Below are 22,302 nucleotides of genomic sequence, written 5' to 3'. Positions count from 1 at the left end.
TTGAATCAGCAGTTCCGCCCTATGTCACAGGTGACTCACATTCAGGCATCCAGTTGACACAAGCGGCGGGGGTGCTACTGCTTATTCCGGATATACCACAACCGACAAGGACACTACAGACAAGGAGGCACACGATGAAAAGGATTGCTTTGATTGTCATGGCAGGGTTCCTGGCACTGGGCAGCGTACCGACTTATGCCGCAGACATGGGCATGGGTACGAAAGACGAATGCCTGCTCATCTCGAAGAACTGCAAGAACGAGGTAGACAGCATCCAGCAGAAAATCGCCAAGCTGCAGGGAGAGATCAACAAGGGCGGCAAGGTGTACACCGCTGACGAGCTGAAAAAACTCCACGACAAGCTGAAAGAAGCCAACGACATCCTGGACGAACTGAACAAGCCCGGCCATTAGCATCTCATCGGGCACCACTTCTAGCGCAGACAAAGGCCACCGCGGTTCGCCACGGTGGCCTTCGCCGTCAGAAAAGGGGACACAGAAAAGGGGACAGGCTACTTTTCTATCTCCCCTTTGATCTCGTTCCCAAGGTCCGCCTTGGGAACGCAAAACCTTTCAGAAGCTCCAGCTTCCCTCGGATGCATAGCTAGAGCTATACGCCATATGGGTTCCCAAGCTGGAGCTTGGGAACCAGGAAATACCAACACCATTCGCTAATACCGTCTTTTTCTTTGCATCTACTGCTCGAAGCCAAGCAGGCGGCAACCCGAGCATGCAGAAGTAGCCTGTCCCCTTTTTTGCTTGCCACCCGCAGCCAAACCTGTTACACATTTTTGGTCAAACCGCGGCAGTAGCGCTGCAACTCCGCCCGGCTCAGACTACATACGCATAGCAGCACCGAATTCCTCGTTAAGATGAGGCGTTTGCACAAACACAGGCTACTGCCCGGAAACGTCGAAAGACGCCAATGGGTAGACCAGGTATTGCCGGATTAAGGCTTTACTTAAGGTAGCTGGTCCCCGCGACCTACGTTGTGCACTGCCGAAAACCTACGAGAGGGGAATCACAGGCAGACGTCCAGGCCCGGGTTCTCCCGTGGCCTTTTTTCGTTTCTATCACGTCAAACCGGAAAGGTGGTGGTTCTACAAATTGGACAGTCATAGTAGCGAATATCCGTTACCCATCCCGTTCCTGCGGCGCTAGCCTCGTTTCAAAGCCTTCCTCCTTCCCTGCCTGCTTTGACCCGCTTTCCGCCCAAGAACGGGACATGAAGAAGCAGCGGGGAGTTGTCGTACCCACTCCCTCATAAGTGCAATCACCGATCGGTTCACGCATCGGCGGCAGCTCGTCTGCCCGGCCGCGTGCAGGCCGGAGTGCGAGCAGCGCCGTCATTCGCGCGCGCGTTCCCTCACGGCCCAGTCGCGCCTTGGCGTAACCGTTCCCCGGCATCCCACAGGCGTGCCGGAGCAAGGGCGTGGTCCGCCGCGCGCAGGCGGCCACCAGCAGCACAGATGTGACAGGAGAAGGAAGGATGTTCATGATTTCAAATATACCTACCGGGCGTTCCGCAAAGCACCAGCCGCCCGCCCAGCGCGCAGCGGCGCAGAAGACCGCCACCCAGGGCGCCAGCGAGCGCCGCCTGGTCGAGCTCTGCTCCATGTCGGTGCGCGACTCGCTGAAGGAGCTCGACACCAAGGCCAAGGAAGGACTCACCACCGAGGAGGCCGAAAAGCGCCTCGACGAATACGGCGCCAACGAACTGGCCCACGCCAAGCGCCTGGGCGTCGTGGCCGACCTCCTGGAGCGCTGCAAGAGTCCGCTGGTCATCCAGCTCCTGGTGATCGCCATCATCTCCGGCATCGTCGGCGAGACCAAGTCCGCCAGCATCGTCGGGGCCATGATCATCCTGAGCGTCGGGCTCTCCTTCATCCTGGACCGCCGCTCCGGACAGGCGGTCGAGGCGCTGGGCAAGAGGGTGCAGTCGCGCACCCTGGTGCTCCGCGATGGCGAGGAGACCGAGATCCGCATCTCGGACGTGGTCCCGGGCGACATCGTGCTCCTCATGGCGGGCTCCATCATCCCCGCCGACGTGCGCCTCCTCTCCGCCAAGGACTTCTTCGTCAGCCAGTCGGCGCTCACCGGCGAATCGATGCCGGTGGAAAAGAGCGCGCTGGTAGACAAGGAGCACGAGGCAGGCCTCTCCGCGTGGGAACTCCCCAACGCCTGCTACCTGGGCTCCAGCGTCAACAGCGGCTCGGCCCGCGCTGTCGTGGTCAACACCGGCGTGCGCACCCTGTTCGGCTCCATCTCCGCCTCGCTGGCCGAGAAGCCGGAGGAGACCAGCTTCGACAAGGGAACCCGCTCCTTCACCTGGCTCATGATCCGCTTCATGCTGGTGATGACCGCCGCCGTCTTCATGATCGTCGGCATGACCAAGGGGAATTGGGTCGACGCCCTCCTCTTCGGCCTCTCCATCGCCGTCGGCCTCACCCCCGAGATGCTCCCGATGATCGTCACGGTGAACCTCGCCAAGGGCGCCCTCACCATGGCGGCCAAGAAGGTGATCATCAAGCGGCTCCCGTCGATCCAGAACTTCGGCGCCATCGACATCCTGTGCACCGACAAGACCGGCACCCTGACCCAGGACAAGGTCGTCCTGGAGAAGTACGTCGACCTGACCGGCCGCACCAGCGAGGACGTGCTCACCTACGCCTACCTGAACAGCCACTACCAGACCGGCCTCAGAAACCTGATCGACCGCGCCATCCTGGACCACACCGAGATGAACGTCCAGCTCTGCCGCCTGGTGGACGAGCTCCCCTTCGACTTCCAGCGCCGCCGCATGTCGGTGGTGGTGGACTTCGAGGAGGACCACGTGCTCATCTGCAAGGGTGCGGTGGAGGAGATCTACGAGTGCTGCAGCCACTACCAGATCGGCGAGGAGGTCTTCCCGCTCTTCGCCATGATCCGCGACAACCTGTTCGAGGAGGTCGAGCGCCACAACCGCGACGGCTTCCGCGTGCTCGCCATCGCCTACCGCGAGTTCCCGCGCGAGAAGACCCAGTTCGAGGTGAAGGACGAGTCCCAGATGATCCTCTTGGGCTTCATCGCCTTCTTCGATCCGCCCAAGGCGCAGGCCAGCGAGGCGCTGGGGCTGTTGCAGGAAGCGGGGGTGCGGGTCAAGGTGCTCACCGGCGACAACGGCCTGGTCACCCAGCGGGTCTGCACCAACGTCGGCCTCAAGGCGGACCGGATGCTGACCGGAGCCGAGCTCTCCAAGATCGGCGAGGATGACTTCGCCCGGGTGGTCCAGGACGTCGACGTCTTCGTCAAGCTCTCCCCGGCCCAGAAGGAGCAGATCGTGCGCAGCCTGCGCGCCAGCGGCCACGTGGTCGGCTTTTTGGGGGACGGCATCAACGACGCGCCGGCGCTGAAGGCCGCCGACGTCGGCATCTCGGTCGACTCCGGTGTCGACGTCGCCAAGGAGACCGCCGACATCGTGCTCCTGGAGAAGAGCCTCCTGGTGCTCGAAGAGGGGATCATGGAGGGGCGCCGGGTCTTCGCCAACATCATCAAGTACATCAGGATGGGGGCCTCCTCCAATTTCGGCAACATGTTCTCCGTGATGGGCGCGAGCTACCTGCTCCCCTTCCTCCCCATGCAGCCGGTGCAGATCCTGACCAACAACCTGTTGTACGACTTCTCCCAGACCGGGATCCCGACCGACCGCGTCGACCCGGAACTGGTGGCCAAGCCGCTCAAGTGGAACATCGAGAACATCAAACGCTTCATGTTCTGCGTGGGCCCCATCAGCTCGCTGTTCGACTACGCGACCTTCGCCCTCATGTGGTATGTTTTCGGCTGTGCCGCCTACAACGCCCCGGGCGTCACCCCGCTGCAGCAGGAGGGGCTGGCCAAGCTGTTCCAGACCGGGTGGTTCGTGGAGTCGCTTCTGACCCAGACCCTGATCGTGCACATCATCCGGACCCGGCGCATCCCGTTCTTCGGCAGCTGCGCCTCGCTCCCCATGACCCTGACCACGCTCCTGATCATGGGTATCGGCGCCTGGCTCCCCTACTCCCCATTCGCCGCGGCGCTGAACCTCGTGCCGCTGCCGCCGGTCTACTGGGTCTGGATCATCGGCTTCCTGTTGACCTATTCGATACTGACCCACTTCGTGAAGACCTGGTTCTTCAACCGCTTTGGAGGTGACTGATGGACAGCCTGCTCGACGCACTACAGGAAGGACGACTCCTCGAGATACCTGACGACTACGACAAGGAAGATGCGCTGCGCTTCCTGGCCCACATCCTCGAGGCGGTCCCGTCGCTGCCGCCCGACACCGACGTCGCCGGCCTGATCCTCGCCAAGGAGGGGACCGCCAAGACCGCCCTGGGCAAGGGATGGGCCTGCCCGGACGCACGGGTCCCCTTCGAGGAGGACCTGATCTGCGTCGTCGGCTGGAGCCCGAAGGGGATCGACTATGGCAGCCCCGACGGCAAACCGGTCAAGGTCATCGCCATGTACCTGGTCCCGGAGAACCAGCGCAGCAACTACCTGCGCGAGGTATCCCTGCTGGCCAAGGCGCTGGAGATCTACCCCGAGATCGAGCGCTTGAACGCGGCGGACAGCCTGAACGACATCCGCGACCACCTGCTCGACCTGATCAGCACCACCAAGGGGACCGTGGGCCCCGACTCGCGCGCCCGCATGATCCGCCTGCAAGGCAAGGCCGCTGCGGTGGAGCCCGCCCCCTACGACCTGGCCAACCTGCTCGTCGAGCCGATCACCATCCTGGTGGGCGAGGGGCTGAAGCCGATCGTGCTCGGACACGACCAGGCGCTCGTGGAGCTACTGGAAGGGTTCAAAGGGTTGGCCGGGGAGTTGACCGGGCATAGCGCCTTCAACACCGGCGGCTGGCGCATCGTCAAGCGCAAGGAGGCGTCCTTCACCGGCGAGCGCCTCCTCATCGACTGCCTCGCCCTCAGGACGTCCGGAGGGAAGTGACGCTTGGTAACAGAGGAAGGGACAGGCTCCGTCAGGTGCCTGTCCCTTTAGCGGCACGCTTCTTTCAGCTCAGCCGGCTTCTCAAAAGCTAAAAGGAAGCAAAAGGGGACAAAGCAAAAAGGGGACAGGCACCTGACGGAGCCTGTCCCCTCTGTGAAAGGAGTATCCCTTATGTCGGAAATTAACGATCTGCAGGACAGGCTCGATTCCTCGGAAGCCAGAAACACCCTCAACAACTGGGTCGCCATCGCCGTGGCGCTCATTTCCGTCTTCATGGCGGTCTGCAAGGTGAAGGACGACAACATCGTGCAGGCCATGCTGCAGGCGAAATCGGACCAGGTCGACACCTGGAACGAGTACCAAGCCAAGAAACTGAAACAGCACCTGGCCGAACTGGGGCTGAACCAGGTGGCGGCCCTCGAGTCGCTGGCGCCGGGTAAAGTATCGGCTTCCCTGGCGGCGCAGCAGAAGCAGTACAGCGACAACATCACCCGCTACAAGGTGGAGGAGGCGAAGCTCGCCGACAAGGCCAACGGCCTGGGCAAGCAGTACGACGATCTCAACTACCGCGACGACCAGTTCGACCTTTCCGACGCCACCCTGGCGGTCTCCCTGGCGATGCTGGCCATCACCTCCCTGACCGGGAAGAGGAAACTCCTCTACCTGGCGCTGACCTTCGCTGGCTTCGGCGTGGTCATGGGGGTGGCCGGTCTGTTCGGGCTGGCGCTGCATCCGACCGCCCTGGTGAAAGCCCTCTCCTAACCCTGCCTGCCCGCCCCGGACTTGGCACTGTCCGCGATGGTGTCAAAGAGCCCGGACACCACCTTGGAGAGGTGGCACCCCGACAGGAACTGGCAGTAGCCGCGGTCGTCGGTGATGATCCGTTTCTTGAGCGGCCTGTGCTCGCTCTCCGAGAGCAGTTCGTCGAGGATGCCCCGGATGCTCTTTCCCTTGGGGACCACCTCGATGTCACGCCCGCACCCGGAATCGTCCAGGGCACACACGTACCAAAGCCGCAAGGGGGCGAGCCCCGGGTCGGCCTCCAGGTGACCGCTGGTCTTCACGAAGTTGATCACCTTGAGCGCCAGTTGCAGCTTGGCCATGTTGTAACAGGACTCGTCCACGATGTTGCCGTGCTCGAAGAAGGGGATCACGTGCAGCCACGGCTCCTGGCACACCTGCTCCCCGGTCGGCTTCTGCTCCCGTCCCACCACGAACAGCGCCCACACGTACCCCGTGTAGAACAGCCTGGAGCTCGCCGGGTTGCCGATCACGCTGTGCCCCTCGTACTCGAGGATGAAGGCCTCGCGGTCGGGGTTCAAAAGCTCCTGCTGCGCACCGCAGATCTCCCCCTGGAAGAAGCTGCTCGGCGGCCACAGCCTCCCCGTGATGCTGGCATGCAGGGCGGGGTGGGCGGTGCTGCTTCTGGCCGCCACCGCCTTGCGCAGGTCGGCCAGCAGCTGCTCCTTCCTCTCGTCCCTGACCCGCACCCGTACCGAGTTGTTCTCGTCGCCGAAGCCGTACTGCAAGGTGACCGGGCCGTTCCACTGGTCGCAGCTGCAGATAGGCACGCTCGGTCCCCACAGAAGCCACAGGTTGAAGATGGTCATCTGCTGCGGCGAGAAGGCCCGGTTGGCCATGCGATCGTAACAGGAGATGATCGGGTCCCAGTCGTCGGCGAAGCGGGACATGAGCCCCGCCAGAAGGTTCAGCGGCAACAAAAAGCCGTGCTCGATCTTGACGCTGCAGAGAAAGGAGGCCTGCTCGTCCAGCGAGAGTCTCAATTCCGACACGGCCAGCAGGTACTGCTTGATGCCGTCCTTGGTCTCCTCGTCGTTGAGGCGGAAGACGTCCACCACCTCGATCACCGGCTCCCGCTCCTTGATCTTGAGCGCCCCGAACTTGGCGCGGGTGGAGCGTTTCCACTCGGCCACCTCCTGCCGGTAGGCGGTGTCGTCGTACTGCAACTGGTAGCGCTTGGTCTTCGCGTCGAAGAACCACTTGGGCTCCCGGCGCGGCTTGGGGTGCAAAAGACGCAGTTCCAGCCAAAGCCGCATCTGCCTTCTGAACATAGCGGGGCGGAAGGGCCACGCGGAGTCATAGCAGGCCTTGAGCGTGTTCAAAACGGGGAGGTTTTCCTGGATGGAGAGGCAGCGCCAGACCAGGCGGACGGGGGGGAGCAAGAACCAGAGCAGGTAGAAGAAGGCGGTGGCTACCGCGAGGACTATAGCGACAATTTCCTTGTAGCTTTCCATGGCGAGCCCCCACTGTCAGATTAGGAAAGACTCACATAGTGTAGCGGCCGCCCCGGCTTTTTCAATGATCAGCCCCACCGCCTCTGTCTTTCGGTACCACCTCAATTTTCCGCCCGACCGGCCGATAAGAGCCGTAGCAGCATGCCCTACTCTCTCGTTGCAAGGACGCCCCAGTCAATGAAAGCACGCTTGATCCAGAAACCGGCACTGGCATTCCTGGTACTCATCTGCACCTGCCTGTGCGGCCTCGTCTTCCTGTTCGCCTACCAGCAGGCCAGGGAGTCGGCCATATCGAGGCTGCACGACGAGCAGATGATCCACGCCAAGCAGGCGGCCCAGGGGATCCAGGATTACTTCAGCACCTGGAGCGGCATCCTCAGTTCCATGGCGCGCATGAAGGAGATCGCGGCGGCTGACGCCTCGGGCCGGCAGCAGATGGAGTTCTTCTACGACGCCCACAGGGAGCAGATCCGCTCCTTCACCCGGGTGGACGAAAACGGCATCGTGCTGGTCAGCATCCCGCAGCGCGAGGCGGCCGGCAGGAACATCTCGGCGCAAAAGCACATCCAGGAACTGCTGCGCAACCGTAAGCCGGTGGTGAGCGACGTGTTCAGGACGGTGCAGGGGTACGACGCCATCGCCCTGCACGTGCCGGTTTACGACGGGAGCCGCTTCAGGGGCAGCATCGCCATCGTCATCAACTTCCAGAACCTCGCCAAGCGCTACCTCGACGTGATCAGGATCGGCAAGACCGGCCATGCCTGGGTGATCAGCCGCGACGGGACCGAGCTCTACTCCCCCGTCCCCGGCCACAGCGGCCGGAGCATCTTCGCCAACGGCAGGGGCTATCCTTCACTGCTCGCCATGGTGCAGCAGATGCTGCAGGGGCGCTCCGGCACGGCGACCTATACCGCACCCGCTGACGGGGACCGGCTCGGCACCCCGGCCCGCCAACTCGCCGTCTACCACCCCATAGCCATGGGCAACACCTTCTGGTCCATCGCCGTGGCGTCGTCGGAACGTGAAATACTCGCCTCCCTTACCGCGTACCGCAACCGGCTGGTGCTGGCGGTGCTGATCCTGCTGGCGGGAGGGGTGGCGGTTTCAGCATTCGTGGTCAGGGCCATGGTGATCGTCAAGGAAGAGGAGGCCCACCGTGAGGCGGAGGCGGAGCTGAGGGCGAGCGAGCAGCGCTACCGGGACCTGTTCGAGCACAACCCCGCCCCCATGCTGATCTACGAACGCGGCACCATGGAGATGGTGGCCGTCAACGAGGCCTTCCTGATCGCCTACGGCTACACGCTGGAAGAGGTGCTCGCGCTGCACCTGACCGACCTCTACACGGAAGAGGAGAAACAAAAGATCACCGAGGTGGCGGCGCGGCTGTCCGGCCATACCTATGTCGGCGAGTGGCACCATCGCCGCAAGGACGGCACCGTATTCCCCATCGTGGTCACCTCGCACGACGTCGTCTACAAGGGGAGGACCTGCCGCATCGCCGTCATCACGGACATCACCGAGCGCAAGAAGATGGAGAAGGCGATCGAGGAGGAGTCGCAGTTCAACCGCATCCTCCTGGAACAGTCGCCGGACGGCATCGTCATCATCGAACCGGACACGGCCCGCTTCATCAACTTCAACGGCGCCGCCTGCCGGCAGCTGGGGTACAGCAGGGAAGAGTTTGCGCAGCTGTCGATCTTCGACGTGGAAGCCCAGGAAACGCACGAGGAGACCCGGGGGCGTATTGCCGGGATCCTGGCCAACGGCAGTGGGAGCTTCGAGACGGTGCAGCGAACCCGTACCGGGGAACTGAGAAACGTCGAGGTGCACGCCCAGATCGTCCACATCCAGGACCACCCGGTGTATTACTGCATCTGGCGCGACGTGACCGAACACAGGAAGCTGGAGGAGCAGCTGCGGCAGTCGCAGAAAATGGAGTCGGTGGGACGCCTGGCCGGCGGCGTGGCCCACGATTTCAACAACATGCTCGGCGTCATCATCGGGTCGGCGGAACTGTGCCGGCACCAGCTTCCCGAGGACACGCCGGTCGAGAAGTACCTGGAGCACATCCTGAAGGCGGCCCAGCGCTCCAGCGAGATCACCCGGCAGCTTTTGGCCTTCTCCAGGAAGGAGATCGTCTCTCCCAAGGCGGTCAACCTGAACAGCCAGGTCATCGACGCCCAGAAGATGCTCTGCCGCCTGATCGGCGAGGATATCCGCCTCAACTTCAAGCCCGCCACCTCCATCTGGACCGTTCTCATCGACCCGTCCCAGGTGGACCAGATCCTCATGAACCTTTCGGCCAATTCACGCGACGCCATGCCCGACGGCGGCACCCTCAACATCGAGACCGCCAACGTCCGCCTCGACGCCGATTACTGCCGGCACCACTCCGGCTGTACCCCCGGCGACTACGTCAAGCTGACCGTGAGCGACACCGGCATCGGCATGGACCGGGAGACCCGGGAGCACATCTTCGAGCCCTTCTTCACCACCAAGGGGCTGGGCGTGGGGACCGGGCTCGGGCTCGCCACCGTGTACGGCATCGTTTCCCAGAACAACGGGTTCATCACCGTCTACAGCGAGCCGGGGCACGGCACCGTGTTCTCCATCTATTTCCCGCGCCTGCCCGACGTCGAGGCCGATACCGAGGAGGTCGACGTCGCCATCCCTTCCACCGGCAGCGGCACGGTGCTCCTGGTGGAGGACGAGGAAATGCTCTTGTGGACCACGACCAGGATGCTCGAGGAGATGGGGTACACGGTGATCCAGGCGCAGAGCCCGGCACAGGCGATCGAGATCTGCGGCAAGGGGGAGGCGATCGACCTGGTGCTGACCGACGTGGTGATGCCGGGGATGAACGGGCGGGAGATGACCGACCGGATCAGGGCGATCCGGCCCGAGGTGAAGGTACTGTTCATGTCGGGCTACACCGCCGACATCGTGGCGCAGCGCGGCATCGTCGAGGAAGGGATGCACTACATCCCCAAACCGCTGGACGCGAGGAAGCTCAACGAGAAGATCGCCCAAATGCTGGCGCCGTGACGGCGCCTCATTCCCCGGAGGGGTTCCCAGCCGCAACGGTCAGGTGTTCGGCCGTCCGGTCGTAGTCACCCCGCTCAACGACTGAAGCAGTGCGGCCAGCGCCTCGAGCCCGAACGGCTTGTGCAGGGCCCTGACGAAGCCGTATTCTCGGAAGCTAGCCATGACCGGATCGTTGGAATACCCGCTCATCACCACGAGGCGTGCCCGGGGATCCACCGCCAGGATCTGCTGGGCCGCCTCCCGTCCCCCCATCCCCCCCGGGATGGTGAGATCGGCCAACACCAGGCTGAACGGCGTCCCATCCCGCAGCGCCTCCTGGTAAAGCCTCACCGCTTCCGCCCCGTCCGGGCAGGTGCGGACCTGGTGCCCCAGATGTAACAGCATCCCCTCCGCCAGGTGGCGTATCACTTCCTCATCATCCATCACCAGTATCGAAAGCGGGGCGGTCGCCTCGCCCCGGGGCAGCGTCATCTCAGGCTCCCGCGGCTGAAATCTCCTCTCCAGAGACGGCAGGTATATGGTGAAGGTGCTCCCCTCGCCGACACGGGAATCGACACTGAGGCTGCCGCCGTGCCTGTTCACGATGGAATATGCCGAGGCCAGCCCCAGTCCCCTCCCCTTCGGTTTGGTGCTGAAGTAGGGGTCGAATACCTTCTTGAGGGAAGATTCGGGGATGCCCTCCCCGTGATCGGTGAACGCTATGCGCACGTAAGGGCCGGGGGTGAGCTTCGCGGGGTTGCCCGGTTCGAGAACAAGTTCGCGCGCCGTGATGTTGAGCACCCCGCCGTCAGGCATGGCTTGCACCCCGTTGATGATGATGTTGCGAAAAGCCTGGCACATCTGTCCCACGTCGGCCTGGACCGCGCTTAGGGCCCCGGGGATGTCGACGACCCCCTTTACGTTGGAACCGCTCAGGGTGAGGGAAAGAGCCTCGTCGACCAGGAGCGCCACCGAGGTCACCTCCCTGACCGGCGCTCCCCCGCGGGCAAAGGTGAGTAGTTGCTTGGCCAGGTCCGCGGCGCGCAGCGCCGCCTTCTCCGCCCCCTCCAGCAGCGGTTGGGAGCCGTGCTCCGGCTCTATCTGCAGTTTCGCAAAGGAGATGTTGCCGAGGATGCCAGTCAGGATGTTGTTGAAGTCATGAGCTATGCCGCCGGCCAGCACCCCCAGCGATTCCAGCTTCTCCATCTTGAGCCGCTCGTCTTCCAGCGCCTGCTCCGCCCTGCGACTGCGATCCCACTGCCGGCTGAAGATAACCGCGAGGGCGATGGTTATGGTCAGGAAGACCAGCATGAAAAAGACGCCGTGGTAAACCTCCTTGTACCAGTTGGCAAGATAGTCGGAGGTGGCCAGGGCCACGAAGACATAGAGCGGCTGCGACAGCGAGATCTTCCTGTACGAGTAGATGCGATCGCGCCCGTCGATGCTGCTTTTGGCCAGGTAGGTGCCGGATGCTCGCCCGGAAGCCAGCAAGGCCTCGAACTGCGGCGAGTTGATTTTTAGTTCCGGCGCACCCGGCGGCCGGCTCAGTTTCGGGTAACGCGCCAAGAGGGTCCGGTCCGCCGCCACCAGCGACAACAGGCCCTGTTTGCCTACGTCAACCTTGGAGAAGCTTTGCGAGAGGTAGTCGAGCGTGATCCCGGCATAGACCAGACCGGCGAACGAGCCATCGGGGAAGTTGACTCGCCTGGACAGCACAACCATCCATTTCCCGGAGATACCTCCTACCAGGGGGTTCGAGATTACCAAGCCGAGGTGCTGATTGTCGCGCTGGGCACTGAAATAGTCCCGGTGGGCGAGGCTCTTGGTGGTGGCGGGTGTGACTTCGGGGCCGTAGATGGCCATACCGGCGGGATCGGTGGCCCTGAGAGCTACCAGCTCCGGGAGCCTCTTGTGCTGGCGCACGATGAAGTGATTCAGATCCTTTGACGCCACCGCCCCAGTTCTTAACTGGCGCTCATATTCATCGCAGACCGCGAGCAGGGCGACATCTATCTTGGAGAGGATGCCGGTGATGTTGGCATCGAGCACCTTGGCCAAGTTCTGGGTCGTTATCTCGCTCCGGCTGCGATACGCTTCCCGGCTTTGCAGGACGACGAACGTTATCATTGCCGCCACGAGAAGGTTCAACACCAGCACACCGGAAAACAAGTGGCGTTTGAGAACGTCGACCGACTTGGCCAAGGCTGTATCAGGCTCTGTATTTGGATTTGCCATATCCATAACGCTCAAACCGATACTGTCAGTTGCAGAACATCAAATGACTGCCTAGTCCAGTAATTTTGCTGCAATTGTTCCGGCATGGCAATGTGTGCAATGAAAAAACATGGCAATGAAACAAAAAGAGCCCCTTTGCTCACACCCGGACACGCGGATGGCAAGAAACTTTTTAGTTGACACTTTTCATGTGAAAAGATAAGTGTGAACCCGCTCAAATGTCGACATACCCACTTTGGGGATTGCATTGCAATGGAGGGAACCATGACCCGCTTTTCCACCTTACTGGTACCGCTAACCCTCGCCCTGACTCTTTGCACCAGTTACGTCCATGCCGCAGTACTCCCCGGCGCCGTCGGCGTCCAGGCGCCCCATCCCAGCCCCGTACTCCCCCGCAAACACGTCCTGCCCGGTAAAACCGATGACCGCGCGCCGCTCCGGAAGAAGTACAGGGAGGGGGAACTGCTGGTAAAGTTCAAAGCCGGGGTCCCGTCGGAAAGGAAAAAGAACCTCCACAAGAAGCACGGCGCGGAGAAGCTCAAGGAGTTCGAGGCCCTGCGCCTGCACCACCTGAAGCTGAAAAAGGGGATGACCGTCGAGGAGGCAGTGAAGCTGTACCAGGCGGACGCGGACGTGCAGTACGCCGAGCCCAACATGGTCTTCCAGTTGCAGGCGCAGCCCAACGACCCGCTCTTCGCCTGGCAGTGGGGGCTGGAGAACCTGTGGCGGGGCAACCCGGGGGCGGACATCAAGGCGCCCGCGGCCTGGGATATTACCACCGGCAGCGCCGACGTCGTGGTCGCCACCATCGACAGCGGCATCGACTATACCCATCCCGACCTGGCCGCCAACGTGTGGGGCAATACCCAGGAGATTCCCGGCAACGGCATCGACGACGACGGCAACGGCTTCATCGACGACGTCTACGGCATCAACGCCATCACCGGCTCGGGCGACCCGTTCGATGACAACGGGCACGGCACCCATGTTGCCGGCACCATCGGCGCCGTCGGCAACAACTCGACCGGCGTGGTCGGGGTCAACTGGAACGTGAAGATCATGGCATGCAAGTTCGTGGACGCCGCAGGCCAGGGCAACACTTCCGACGCCATCACCTGTCTGCAGTACATCAGGCAGATGAAGGAGCGCGGCGTACCGGTGATCGCCTCCAACAACAGTTGGGGCGGTGGCGACTACTCACAGGCGCTCCTCGACGCCATCGACAACCAGGCCGGCACCCTCTTCGTCGCTTCCGCAGGCAACTACACGCAGGACAGCGACAGGATCCCGTTCTACCCCTCCGCCTACCCCTCAGCCGACATAATCTCCGTTGGTGCCAGCGACAGCATGGACGAGGTCGCCTATTTTTCCAACTACGGCAAAAAAAGCGTCGACCTGCTCGCACCGGGCGCCAACATCGTCAGCACCCTCCCCGCCGTCAACGAGTGGGGCTTCGCCGGCGGATACGGCGAACTCTCCGGGACCTCGATGGCCGCCCCCCACGTCACCGGCGTGGTGGCACTCGCCAAGGCGGCGGATCCCTCCCGCAACGCCAGCACACTGCGCAACCTGATCCTCACCGGCGGCGATACCATTCCTGCCGCGCAATGGAACACACTGACGGGAAAACGGCTCAGCGCTTACGGGTCGCTCACCTGCTCGGACCAGAGGCTGTTCGCCGTGCAGCAACTCCCAGCCACGCTTACTCCCGGCGTGCCGACGGTCATATCGGCCCTCAGCATTTCCTGCGGATCGCCCTTGGGCGACGTCACCGTCACCACCTCCGGCGGCGAAAGCATCACCTTGCACGACGACGGCATCGCCCCCGACACCGTTGCCGGCGACGGGATATTCTCAGCGTCCTGGACCCCGGTGAGGAACCCGGAGCAGCTCATGTTCACCTCGCCGGCGGGAAGCGAACAGGTCTTGCTGCCCACGCCGTCCATCGTCCACTTCGTGCCCGCCGCCAACGTCGGTCTCCCCTACCGTCAGCGGTTGAAGGCTACCGGCATTACCGGGTCGCTGCAGTGGTCCGTGGCCGAAGGCGCCCTGCCGCCCGGTCTCACCCTGGACCCCGCGACGGGGGAAATATCGGGAGTCCCGACGGTGAGCGGCATCTGGCCGGTACGCGTGGCACTGGGGCAAGCGGTCATGCGTGTTGTGAACCTGCACGTACAAAACTCGCCGGTCGTGGAGCGCTGGGCCGCGGTAAAGGGAACCTCCGTAGATGATGCCGGCGACGCCGTTGCCGCCGACGCCGAGGGGAACTCCTACGTGCTCAGCACCATGTACGACCTTGCCAATGAGTCGATTCTGCTGGTCAAGTACGACCCGACTGGTAACGAGGTCTGGTCCTACCGCTACGACAGCCCGGGCAGGGATTTCGGCTCGGCAGTGGCAGTGAATGCCGCCGGCGAGGCCTTCATCTCCGGCAGCCTCGATGACAGCTACTACCTGGTGCTGAAAATCAGCCGCGACGGTGAACTGCTGTGGGAAAAGGCCTACAGAGTGGCCACTTATGCGTATGCCGATGACATCGCCGTCGGCGCCGACGGCGCCATTTACATCGCCGGCAACACCCTCGATACGGAAAACTTCAAGAACCAGGTCATGACGGCAAAACTGTCCCCGGCCGGAGACGAGTTGTGGCACCGGGTCTACGCCAGCCCGATCGATGGCAGCGCCCGTGCGGTCGCCGTCGACGACTCCGGCAATGTTTACGTGGCAGGCAGCGAAGGCGGGCACCCCGATTACGACTACAACTTCCTGCTGATGAAATACGATGCGGCAGGACAGCTCTTGTGGGTCAAGACGGAAGACAACGGGACGCTGCAGGACCAGTGGGAAGGTCTAGCCCTTGACCCCGCCGGCAACCCCTACGTCTCCGGCCACCGCATCGGGATGCAGGTGACCAGGAAGTACGACACTGATGGCAACATGCTCTGGAGCGCCGATTACGACGGCATGGGCACCCCCAACGGCTATGACATAGCCGTCGACAGCAGCGGCAGGGCCTACGTCGCCGGGTTCACGAACGGCCATGGTTCCGACTTCAACATCCTCTGCTATTCTCCCGAAGGTCAACTGCTCTGGAACCGCACCAGCGACTCCGGCGGCCCGCTCGACTACGCGTCCCCGATGCAAACCGGCGACGTGGCGCTCGCAGTGGCGCTGGGCCCCTCGGGCCAGATCTTTGCCACCGGCTTAAGCGGGAACGGCAGCGACTACGACATACTGACCATCGAATATGGGATCGCGCCGCTCAGCGTCATCTCGTCGCAACTCCCCCCCGGGCTGATGCTGATCCCTTACCGGTATCCGATAGCCGCCACCGGTGTTGCGCCCTTCAACTGGTCCCTCACGGCCGGGGCCCTGCCGCAGGGGCTCAGCCTTGACCCCGTCACCGGAGAATTGAACGGCACCCCCACCGCCTCCGGCACCTTCACCTTCACGGTACGGGTAAGCGACGCCCTGGGGCGGGTGAGCAGCGAGCGGGAGCTAACGGTTTCGGTGACCAACCTGAGTGCAGGCTTCACCCTCAACCAGTTGATCGGCTATGCACCTTTTGCCGTGCAGTTCACCGACACCACCGCCGGCGCGGCCTCCGACTGGGCCTGGGATTTCGGCGACGGTACCGGCAGCACCAAGCAGCATCCCGCGCACGTGTACACTGCAGCCGGCACGTACCTCCCCTCGCTCACCGCTTCCAACGCATATGGCAGTTCCACCGCGGCCCCGAGCAGCGTAACCGTCCTGGCCTGCATGAATCAACGGGCCAGGGTCACCACCGTCTCGCTCCCCCCGGCATCCTTTGACGATCCGCAAGGCGCCTATGCACAGGCGCCCGGCGACGGCTCGATCCTGCTACAGGCCTACGACTTCCCCGGCGATCTCAGCTTCGATCGCGACATAACCGTGAAGTTGCGGGGCGGGTTCGACTGCCAGTACTACAGCAACAGGGAGACGACGGGGATACTCGGGAAACTGGCGGTGAAAAGCGGGAAGGTCGTCGTGGAGAGCCTCAGATTCAAGTGACGTTGCGGAAGGGGAAAAACAAAAGGGGCCAGCTAATTCTAGCTGGCCCCTTTGCTTTCCAGTGGTACCAGAGACGGAATAGAACCGCCGACACGAGGATTTTCAATGCTGAGCCCTGGGCGCCAACAGCGTGACTACGTGGTCACTCCGTATTTAATCGCGGGGCGGCTTCTCTTCTTCCACTCATCAATATCCAGTACATGGTCATGGGCAGTGACAAATGAACTACACTTCCTATGCCTTCAAAATTGAGAAGAGCACCTACTCCTGAGGCAACAGCAAAACGACACCCCAAGGCTACAAAAATAACGTTCATCAACATGACGCAAACAAGCCCGATGATGGTCATCCCCAGCATCTCCCAATCGCCCTTTTTCTGCAGCGGCACCATCAAGCCGACGTACAAGGCAACATTCACCTGCTCCAACATGTTTTCCAGGACGATACTTGCCCCGGCACTGCGGTAAACCATCATATCGCCATCCCAGACAATCGAAGCCAAAGGGTCATGGCTTATCAGTCTGTAAAAAACCGAACTTGCCTGTGCCATTAAGTCCCCGTAGACATCTTGAGAAAACAACATCAGTCCATAGGCGCTTAAGGACCCCGCGACAGTTAGTCCAACGCGCCGTGCTGCCGACTTGGAGACGAAGAAGCGGCCATTGACCCACAGGGTCCAGATGGCAAAAACGATAAGGGCGAAGCCGATCACCCAGAGATAGTCGTGGGCGAAATCAAAGGCGGGCCTTGAGAAGGAGCCTACGACGCCGGATATGAGCAAACGTAAGGCGTTGGCCAATACTACCGCTGGCACTGCGATGGCAAGACCGAGCAACCGGTAAGAGAGGCTGTGGCGGGTATAGAGGAGAATCGCCGTAGCCAAAATTGCCATATAGTCGACTGCGGTGCACTGGTTGATGATCCGCATGGCAAAGCCGTTTACTGTGAGAATGTCGGCGTTACTGGTCATAGCCACCCCCAGCACTGTACCAACCGCCTTTGTGACCAGGATGGTTACGTCACGACATGCGATCTGGCAGGAAACAGGGATGGACGCCATCAAAGCCGTCACAGAGATAACGCAAAACATGAACAGGACGGCAAAGACGGAGCCAGGCTGCAGGGCTTGGTTATCGGAATTACGCAACAAAGGCATGGTTACTTGCGCATCTTCCAGAACCCGTATGCGGCAACCGCGACCATGGTTACGGCACTCATCTCGGCATTGCCTACTGGAGTCGAGGGGATGCTCGGCGGAGGGGGAGGGCCGGCCCAGCTTGCCGTGCAAAGGCTGCCTAGGGCGATGGCTGCCAGAAGTAGTTTTTCCGCGATTTGGTGGAGATCTCGTTTCATAGTTGGCTCCTTACTATGGTTGTTCAGCGGTAATGAAAAATGTCGTTGTTTTGCCCGGCCCCGGTGCAGGGAAGACATACTCCCCTTGCCTCAGGTCGATGTTCTTTTTATCAATCAATATCAGCTTCAGCGCCGGGGGCAATGAGCTACCTTCAGCCTGGAGTTCCAGCGTAAGCGGCGTCCCTTTGGCCAAGCTGGAACTGATTACCAATTGCCACTGCTGGTTTTTGGCTGGGGAGCGAACATCCCCCTTCAGTTCCCTCATGGCAGGCTTCCATTTCGGCTGCGGAATGACGGTGCTGATGTACGGCTCGCCCATGTCCGCATTCAGGTTCCCGGGGTGGATCGTGTCATAGGCGTTGTCGAAACCGTTATCTGCCTTGGGGTGTTCTCCAATGACCACGTAGTCGTAGAGGGAGCCGCTCGAGACCCTGATGGTGGCGGTCATGGGTTCGAAACCCATGGCCGCCACACTGGTAAGACACAAGGTTGCAACTATCACTGCGAACTGTCTTAAGATATTCGGCCTCATCTTACTGAATGGTCAGGGTGTGGTTGACGGATTCCAGGTTGATGATCCAGTAACCTTTCCAGGGTTCCACTTGCGGGTTGTTGCCCAAGATGGTCCAGGAGTCGTAGGTCGTACCGTTCCACCAGTAGATGCTGCCACCAATCTTGTTGGTGTTGATGGCGTCGGAGAGAGGGTTTCCATCCACGAGCCAGGTGGTTCCGATGTTGGTTTTGTTGGCGACATTGGGATTGGCGATCATCGTCCAGCCCGGCTTCAGGGTCACAGTCACGCTGGCGGGGACGGCTGCGCCGTTGTAGGTCAGCAGGGTGCTGCTGCCGGACGCCTTGGCGAAATATCCCAGGCCAGGGGTAAGCGCTGTCACCGTTTTGTAGGAGCCCAGCTGCGTAGTACTGCTCTCTGCGGTGGCGCCGGTGGGGATCCACTCATAGATGGAGCTGACCGGGGTGGCGAAGAAGCTTGTCGGGGGGACTCCGGTCGTGTTGTAAGGCACTGCAATGATGTTCCAGCCGTTATAGAGTGGCGTCTTGACGCTGATCAGCTCCGTGGCCCCCTCCTGGTCGGAAGCAACCGTATAGGTATAGATGGTATTGGGCTTCAGCGAACCACTGTCGGCAAAGCTCGTCTGGGGTCCGCTGTAGATCGACGTGGGCGCTTTGCCTCCCTCTGAACGGTACACAGTGAAACTGGAGCCCGGTTTCAGGCCGCTAAAGCTCGCTGCGGGCTGCCCGGTGGCGTTAACGGTGTAGATGGCGCTTTTGGCAGTTTCCAGCGTTGTGCCATCCTTTGCGAAGAACTTGATCGTCTTGGTTCCGACCACAGCAATCGCGGTGCTGTAGACCGCGGATGACGTGGAGGGAGTGCTGCCGTCGGTGGTGTAGTAGATGGCGGCGGAGGGGGTGTTGGCCTTCAGCTTCACCATCAGGGTGCCGCCGGCATAAGTGCCTGCAGGCGGATATGCGGTAGTGGTCAGTATGGTCCCGGTAAAGTTCGGGTCGATCTTGAATGAGGCCGAGACGGTGCAGTTGCTGGTAATTGCCGCAGTGGTGTACACGCTGCCGATCAACGTCCCTCCGCAACCGGTGATCGAATTGACCATGTAGCCTTGAGCCGGTGTCACGGCCAGAGCGAGTTGGTAGCCGCTGTAGACTGCCTGGCTGACCGGGGTGACACTACCGCCCGTCCCTGCAGAGGCGGTGACCGTATAGCTAGCGGGCGCCGCCCCGGCCAGTGTTACCGATTGGATATCCCCTTGGGTTGTGTTGCCAGAGCTGTCAGTCGACACGGGCGCTACGTAATATGTTGTACCCGGCACCAGATTGTATAGAGCAGCAGAATGGCTGGTTCTCGAACCGGCGATGGCTATCTGGGCAGTAAGCGTGAAGGGGGTGGTGCCGTATTTAAGGACCGTCGACGATTGTTCGTCGCTTGCCCAACTGACGTTGATCTGGCTGGAAGTAGTCCCCCTGGCCGATACTGCGGAAATCACCGGGGGGGTGGTGTCGGCCAATGCGGCGGTAGTGAAGGTGTAGACCGCGGAGGTGGTCGTGTTGTTCGACGGGTCGGTCGACTGCACCTTGAAGTCGTAGGTGGTATTAGGTGACAGGTTGGTCAGCGCCACAGAATGACCGGCGGACTTGGTAATGTTGCCGGCGAAGCTTGACAGGCTCTGCCCCGAAAGGCCGTAAAAAACCTGTGAGTCCGCTATCTCGTCGGTCAGCCAGTGAATACGGGCCATAGTGGTGGTTGTCACAGTTGCCCGGGGAGTATCCGTGATCAGCGGCGGCGTTATGTCGGGGAGTGACGGCGTCACGAAACCTTTGCCCGAAGCACCGACCAGGGCGTCGCTTAAGATGAAGGAATAATTCATCGCCATATAGGTGGACGGTTTGCCGGCCGAAGCCACTACCGTGTTGCCTGACATGTCTGTGCAGGAAACCTGGACGTTGTAGGAGGTGTTGGGGGTCAGGTTGGTCAGGGTAATCTGATGGTCGTTGACCTTCTCGCTGTTCGATTTCTGGTTGCCGGTGGTGCCGTTGGCTCCATAATTCACCACCGTGTCGCACGGCTTGTCAGTGCTGAAGGCAACGGTTGCAGCGGTGTCAGTTGAGTAGACGATGCTGGCTTCTTCAGTAATGACCGGCGCCTTGGTATCAGGGTTCACGTCCGTGGTGAAGGTATAGATCTGGCCGGTGGCTGTGTTGCCAGTGGAATCGGTCGCCTGCACGCGGAAGTAGTAGGTAGTGCCGGGCAGCAGGCCGGTCAGCGGGCGGTTGTGCGTGGTAAGCAGTTGTGCCTTGGCGTCTGCTGTGCCGAATGATTGCGTAGTGCCGTACTGTATGGTGGTACTTGACGGCTCGTCGGTCTCCCAGTAAAGCACAGCCGATTGGTGGGTGGTGTTCTTTACGATCGGCGCCTGGGTAAAGATCGGCGGCTTGGTGTCGGGCGCGGCCGACGTGGTGAAGGTTTTGGCAGTGCTCAGGGTCGGCCCGTTATTGAAGGCATCCTTAGATGACACGGTATAGCTGTAAGTTTTGGTAGCGGCAAGTCCGGTGATCGTCATGGAGTGGTTCGTGGCCAGGCTGTTGTCTGAGAGAACGCCATAAACGGTGCCGTCATTCCAAGAGACACCGCTGGTTGAAGGCTCATCGGTCTTCCATACTATGGTGGCGCCAGAATCGCTGACATTGATCGCCATGGGGCCTTCGATGATCACCGGAGCGGTGGTGTCCGGCGCGGCAACAGTCGGGAACGAGATGACAGACGAGGATGTGGGACCGTTATTGGAAGCATCGGTCGCAGCAACTTTCAAGTAGTAGACCGTCTCCGCCGTGAGGCCCGTCAGTGTTACGCGATGACTGGTGGCAAGGGTAGCGTCGGCTACAGTCAGGTTGGGTGTACTAGAGAGGCCATACGCGACCGAACCGGTGGAGGGTTCGTTAGTCGTCCATTCCACCACCGCCGATGTATCGGTGATACTGCTAATAGTCGGACCCGTGAGGATCTCCGGCGGTGTTTTGTCCGCTGTCGGCTTGGTGGTAAAACTGACGATCGAGCTTGTGGCCGGGCCGTTGTTCGCGGCATCGCTGGCGGTCACCTTGACGTAGTAGGTGGTGTTGGCGCTCAAGCCGGTGAGCGACTGAGAGTGGGTTGCTGTGAATGCCGATTCCGGAATAGTAGTACCCGTCGGCGGGTTGCTGGTGCCGTACACCAACGCGCCTTTAGCAGGCTCGTTGGTTTGCCATTCGATGGTGGCAGTGGTATCGCTGTATGATGACACAGTCGGGCCAGAGATGATGATGGGGGCACTGGTGTCTGGCATGGAAAGGATGATGTTTTGGAGCACACTCTTTGTAACATTCAAGTTATTGACAACTGTCTGCGCAAAGCCGCTGCCAGTGGGGGGGATGATGGTTTCAGAGTATCCCGATCCGGCAATGAGGACCATGCTGTAGTTGCCTGAAGCATCCGATTTGACGGGTGAGTAGCTATAAGCGTTAGACACATAGTAAGAGCCAACACTTTGTGCTACCGATCGTCCCGGCTGATCTACTGTCACATTGCCGACCGCAACGCCGTTGCTGTCAGTGGTCTTCCCGCTCATCGTCACAATGGGAATCGTTATGTTCTGGGTGGTATTGCCTGAGATCGCCAGGTTCTGCGCTATGCCGTATCCCTCGAAATATTTCGGCGTCGGCACATTTGTCGTAGTTCCACAGTTCCCGTAGTAAGTGTATGATCCCCCATAGAGATTGACTCTATACGTCCCACTAGCCAAAGCGACAGAATAATTGCCGTTGGCATCCGTACAGGCGGAACCGGCTGACACACCGCTGGTATTGTCTTGTATCTGAACGTAAACATTCTGAATGCCGGCCCCGCCAGGGTTTTTGACGACACCGCTCAG

General features: G+C 61.2%; 12 protein-coding genes and 1 riboswitch. Of the genes, 6 read left to right on the top strand and 6 right to left on the bottom strand.

The features are described from left to right. The first annotated feature begins 134 nt into the window (after positions 1–134). The 4 genes from H7687_RS03595 (at position 135) to H7687_RS03580 (ending at position 5,726) form a co-directional block, all read left to right on the top strand. The gene (locus tag H7687_RS03595) at positions 135–413 is read left to right on the top strand and encodes a hypothetical protein (RefSeq protein WP_183345178.1); all 279 of its coding nucleotides are present in this window, start codon (positions 135–137) and stop codon (positions 411–413) included. 442 nt (positions 414–855) lie between these two features. Further along, positions 856–1,024, top strand: a riboswitch (M-box (ykoK) riboswitch). 464 nt (positions 1,025–1,488) lie between these two features. Next, positions 1,489–4,173 carry a magnesium-translocating P-type ATPase gene (gene mgtA, locus H7687_RS03590; protein WP_198424605.1) on the top strand — a complete coding sequence of 895 codons (2,685 nt, stop codon included), beginning with the start codon at positions 1,489–1,491 and terminating at the stop codon, positions 4,171–4,173. Continuing rightward, positions 4,173–4,964: a PTS sugar transporter subunit IIA gene (locus tag H7687_RS03585; RefSeq protein ID WP_183345176.1), complete on the top strand. Its 792-nt coding sequence runs from the start codon at positions 4,173–4,175 to the stop codon at positions 4,962–4,964. The genes mgtA and H7687_RS03585 overlap by 1 nt, the downstream gene beginning before the upstream one ends. Positions 4,965–5,135: 171 nt before the next feature. Next, the gene (locus H7687_RS03580; protein WP_183345175.1) at positions 5,136–5,726 is read left to right on the top strand and encodes a DUF4337 domain-containing protein; all 591 of its coding nucleotides are present in this window, start codon (positions 5,136–5,138) and stop codon (positions 5,724–5,726) included. Here the strand turns inward: H7687_RS03580 and H7687_RS03575 are convergent. Beyond that, entirely contained in the window at positions 5,723–7,219 is a 1,497-nt protein-coding gene (locus H7687_RS03575; RefSeq protein WP_183345173.1) for a hypothetical protein, read from the bottom strand. The genes H7687_RS03580 and H7687_RS03575 overlap by 4 nt on opposite strands. 177 nt (positions 7,220–7,396) lie before the next feature. Here H7687_RS03575 and H7687_RS03570 point away from each other — a divergent pair, with 177 nt between their 5' ends. After that, the gene (locus H7687_RS03570; RefSeq protein WP_183345171.1) at positions 7,397–10,264 is read left to right on the top strand and encodes a hybrid sensor histidine kinase/response regulator; all 2,868 of its coding nucleotides are present in this window, start codon (positions 7,397–7,399) and stop codon (positions 10,262–10,264) included. Positions 10,265–10,303: 39 nt separating this feature from the next. Here H7687_RS03570 and H7687_RS03565 read toward each other — a convergent pair whose 3' ends face one another. After that, positions 10,304–12,370, bottom strand: coding sequence for a hybrid sensor histidine kinase/response regulator (locus tag H7687_RS03565; protein ID WP_183345169.1), 2,067 nt, complete (start codon positions 12,368–12,370; stop codon positions 10,304–10,306). Positions 12,371–12,742: 372 nt separating this feature from the next. On the opposite strand from H7687_RS03565, the gene H7687_RS03560 reads away from it, so the two are divergent. Then, positions 12,743–16,513, top strand: a complete 3,771-nt coding sequence (locus H7687_RS03560; RefSeq protein WP_183345167.1) for a S8 family serine peptidase — start codon at positions 12,743–12,745, stop codon at positions 16,511–16,513. 142 nt (positions 16,514–16,655) lie between these two features. Here the strand turns inward: H7687_RS03560 and H7687_RS03555 are convergent, their stop codons facing one another. From H7687_RS03555 to H7687_RS03540, 4 genes are all read right to left on the bottom strand, one after another. Then, positions 16,656–17,669, bottom strand: coding sequence for an exosortase/archaeosortase family protein (locus H7687_RS03555; RefSeq protein ID WP_183345165.1), 1,014 nt, complete (start codon positions 17,667–17,669; stop codon positions 16,656–16,658). A 2-nt stretch (positions 17,670–17,671) separates the two neighbouring features. Next, complete coding sequence (locus tag H7687_RS03550; protein ID WP_183345163.1) at positions 17,672–17,866, bottom strand: hypothetical protein; 195 nt, start codon at positions 17,864–17,866, stop codon at positions 17,672–17,674. Positions 17,867–17,879: 13 nt separating this feature from the next. Continuing rightward, positions 17,880–18,314 carry a hypothetical protein gene (locus H7687_RS03545; protein WP_183345161.1) on the bottom strand — a complete coding sequence of 145 codons (435 nt, stop codon included), beginning with the start codon at positions 18,312–18,314 and terminating at the stop codon, positions 17,880–17,882. Positions 18,315–18,399: 85 nt separating this feature from the next. After that, positions 18,400–22,095: a fibronectin type III domain-containing protein gene (locus tag H7687_RS03540; RefSeq protein WP_183345159.1), complete on the bottom strand. Its 3,696-nt coding sequence runs from the start codon at positions 22,093–22,095 to the stop codon at positions 18,400–18,402. Positions 22,096–22,302: the final 207 nt, after the last annotated feature.

Origin of the sequence: Geomonas paludis, from assembly GCF_014193585.1 — a bacterium.
Lineage (GTDB): Bacteria > Desulfobacterota > Desulfuromonadia > Geobacterales > Geobacteraceae > Geomonas > Geomonas paludis.
The sequence above is the reverse complement of the archived record's forward strand: the minus strand, read 5'-3'. Positions and strand labels throughout refer to the sequence as shown.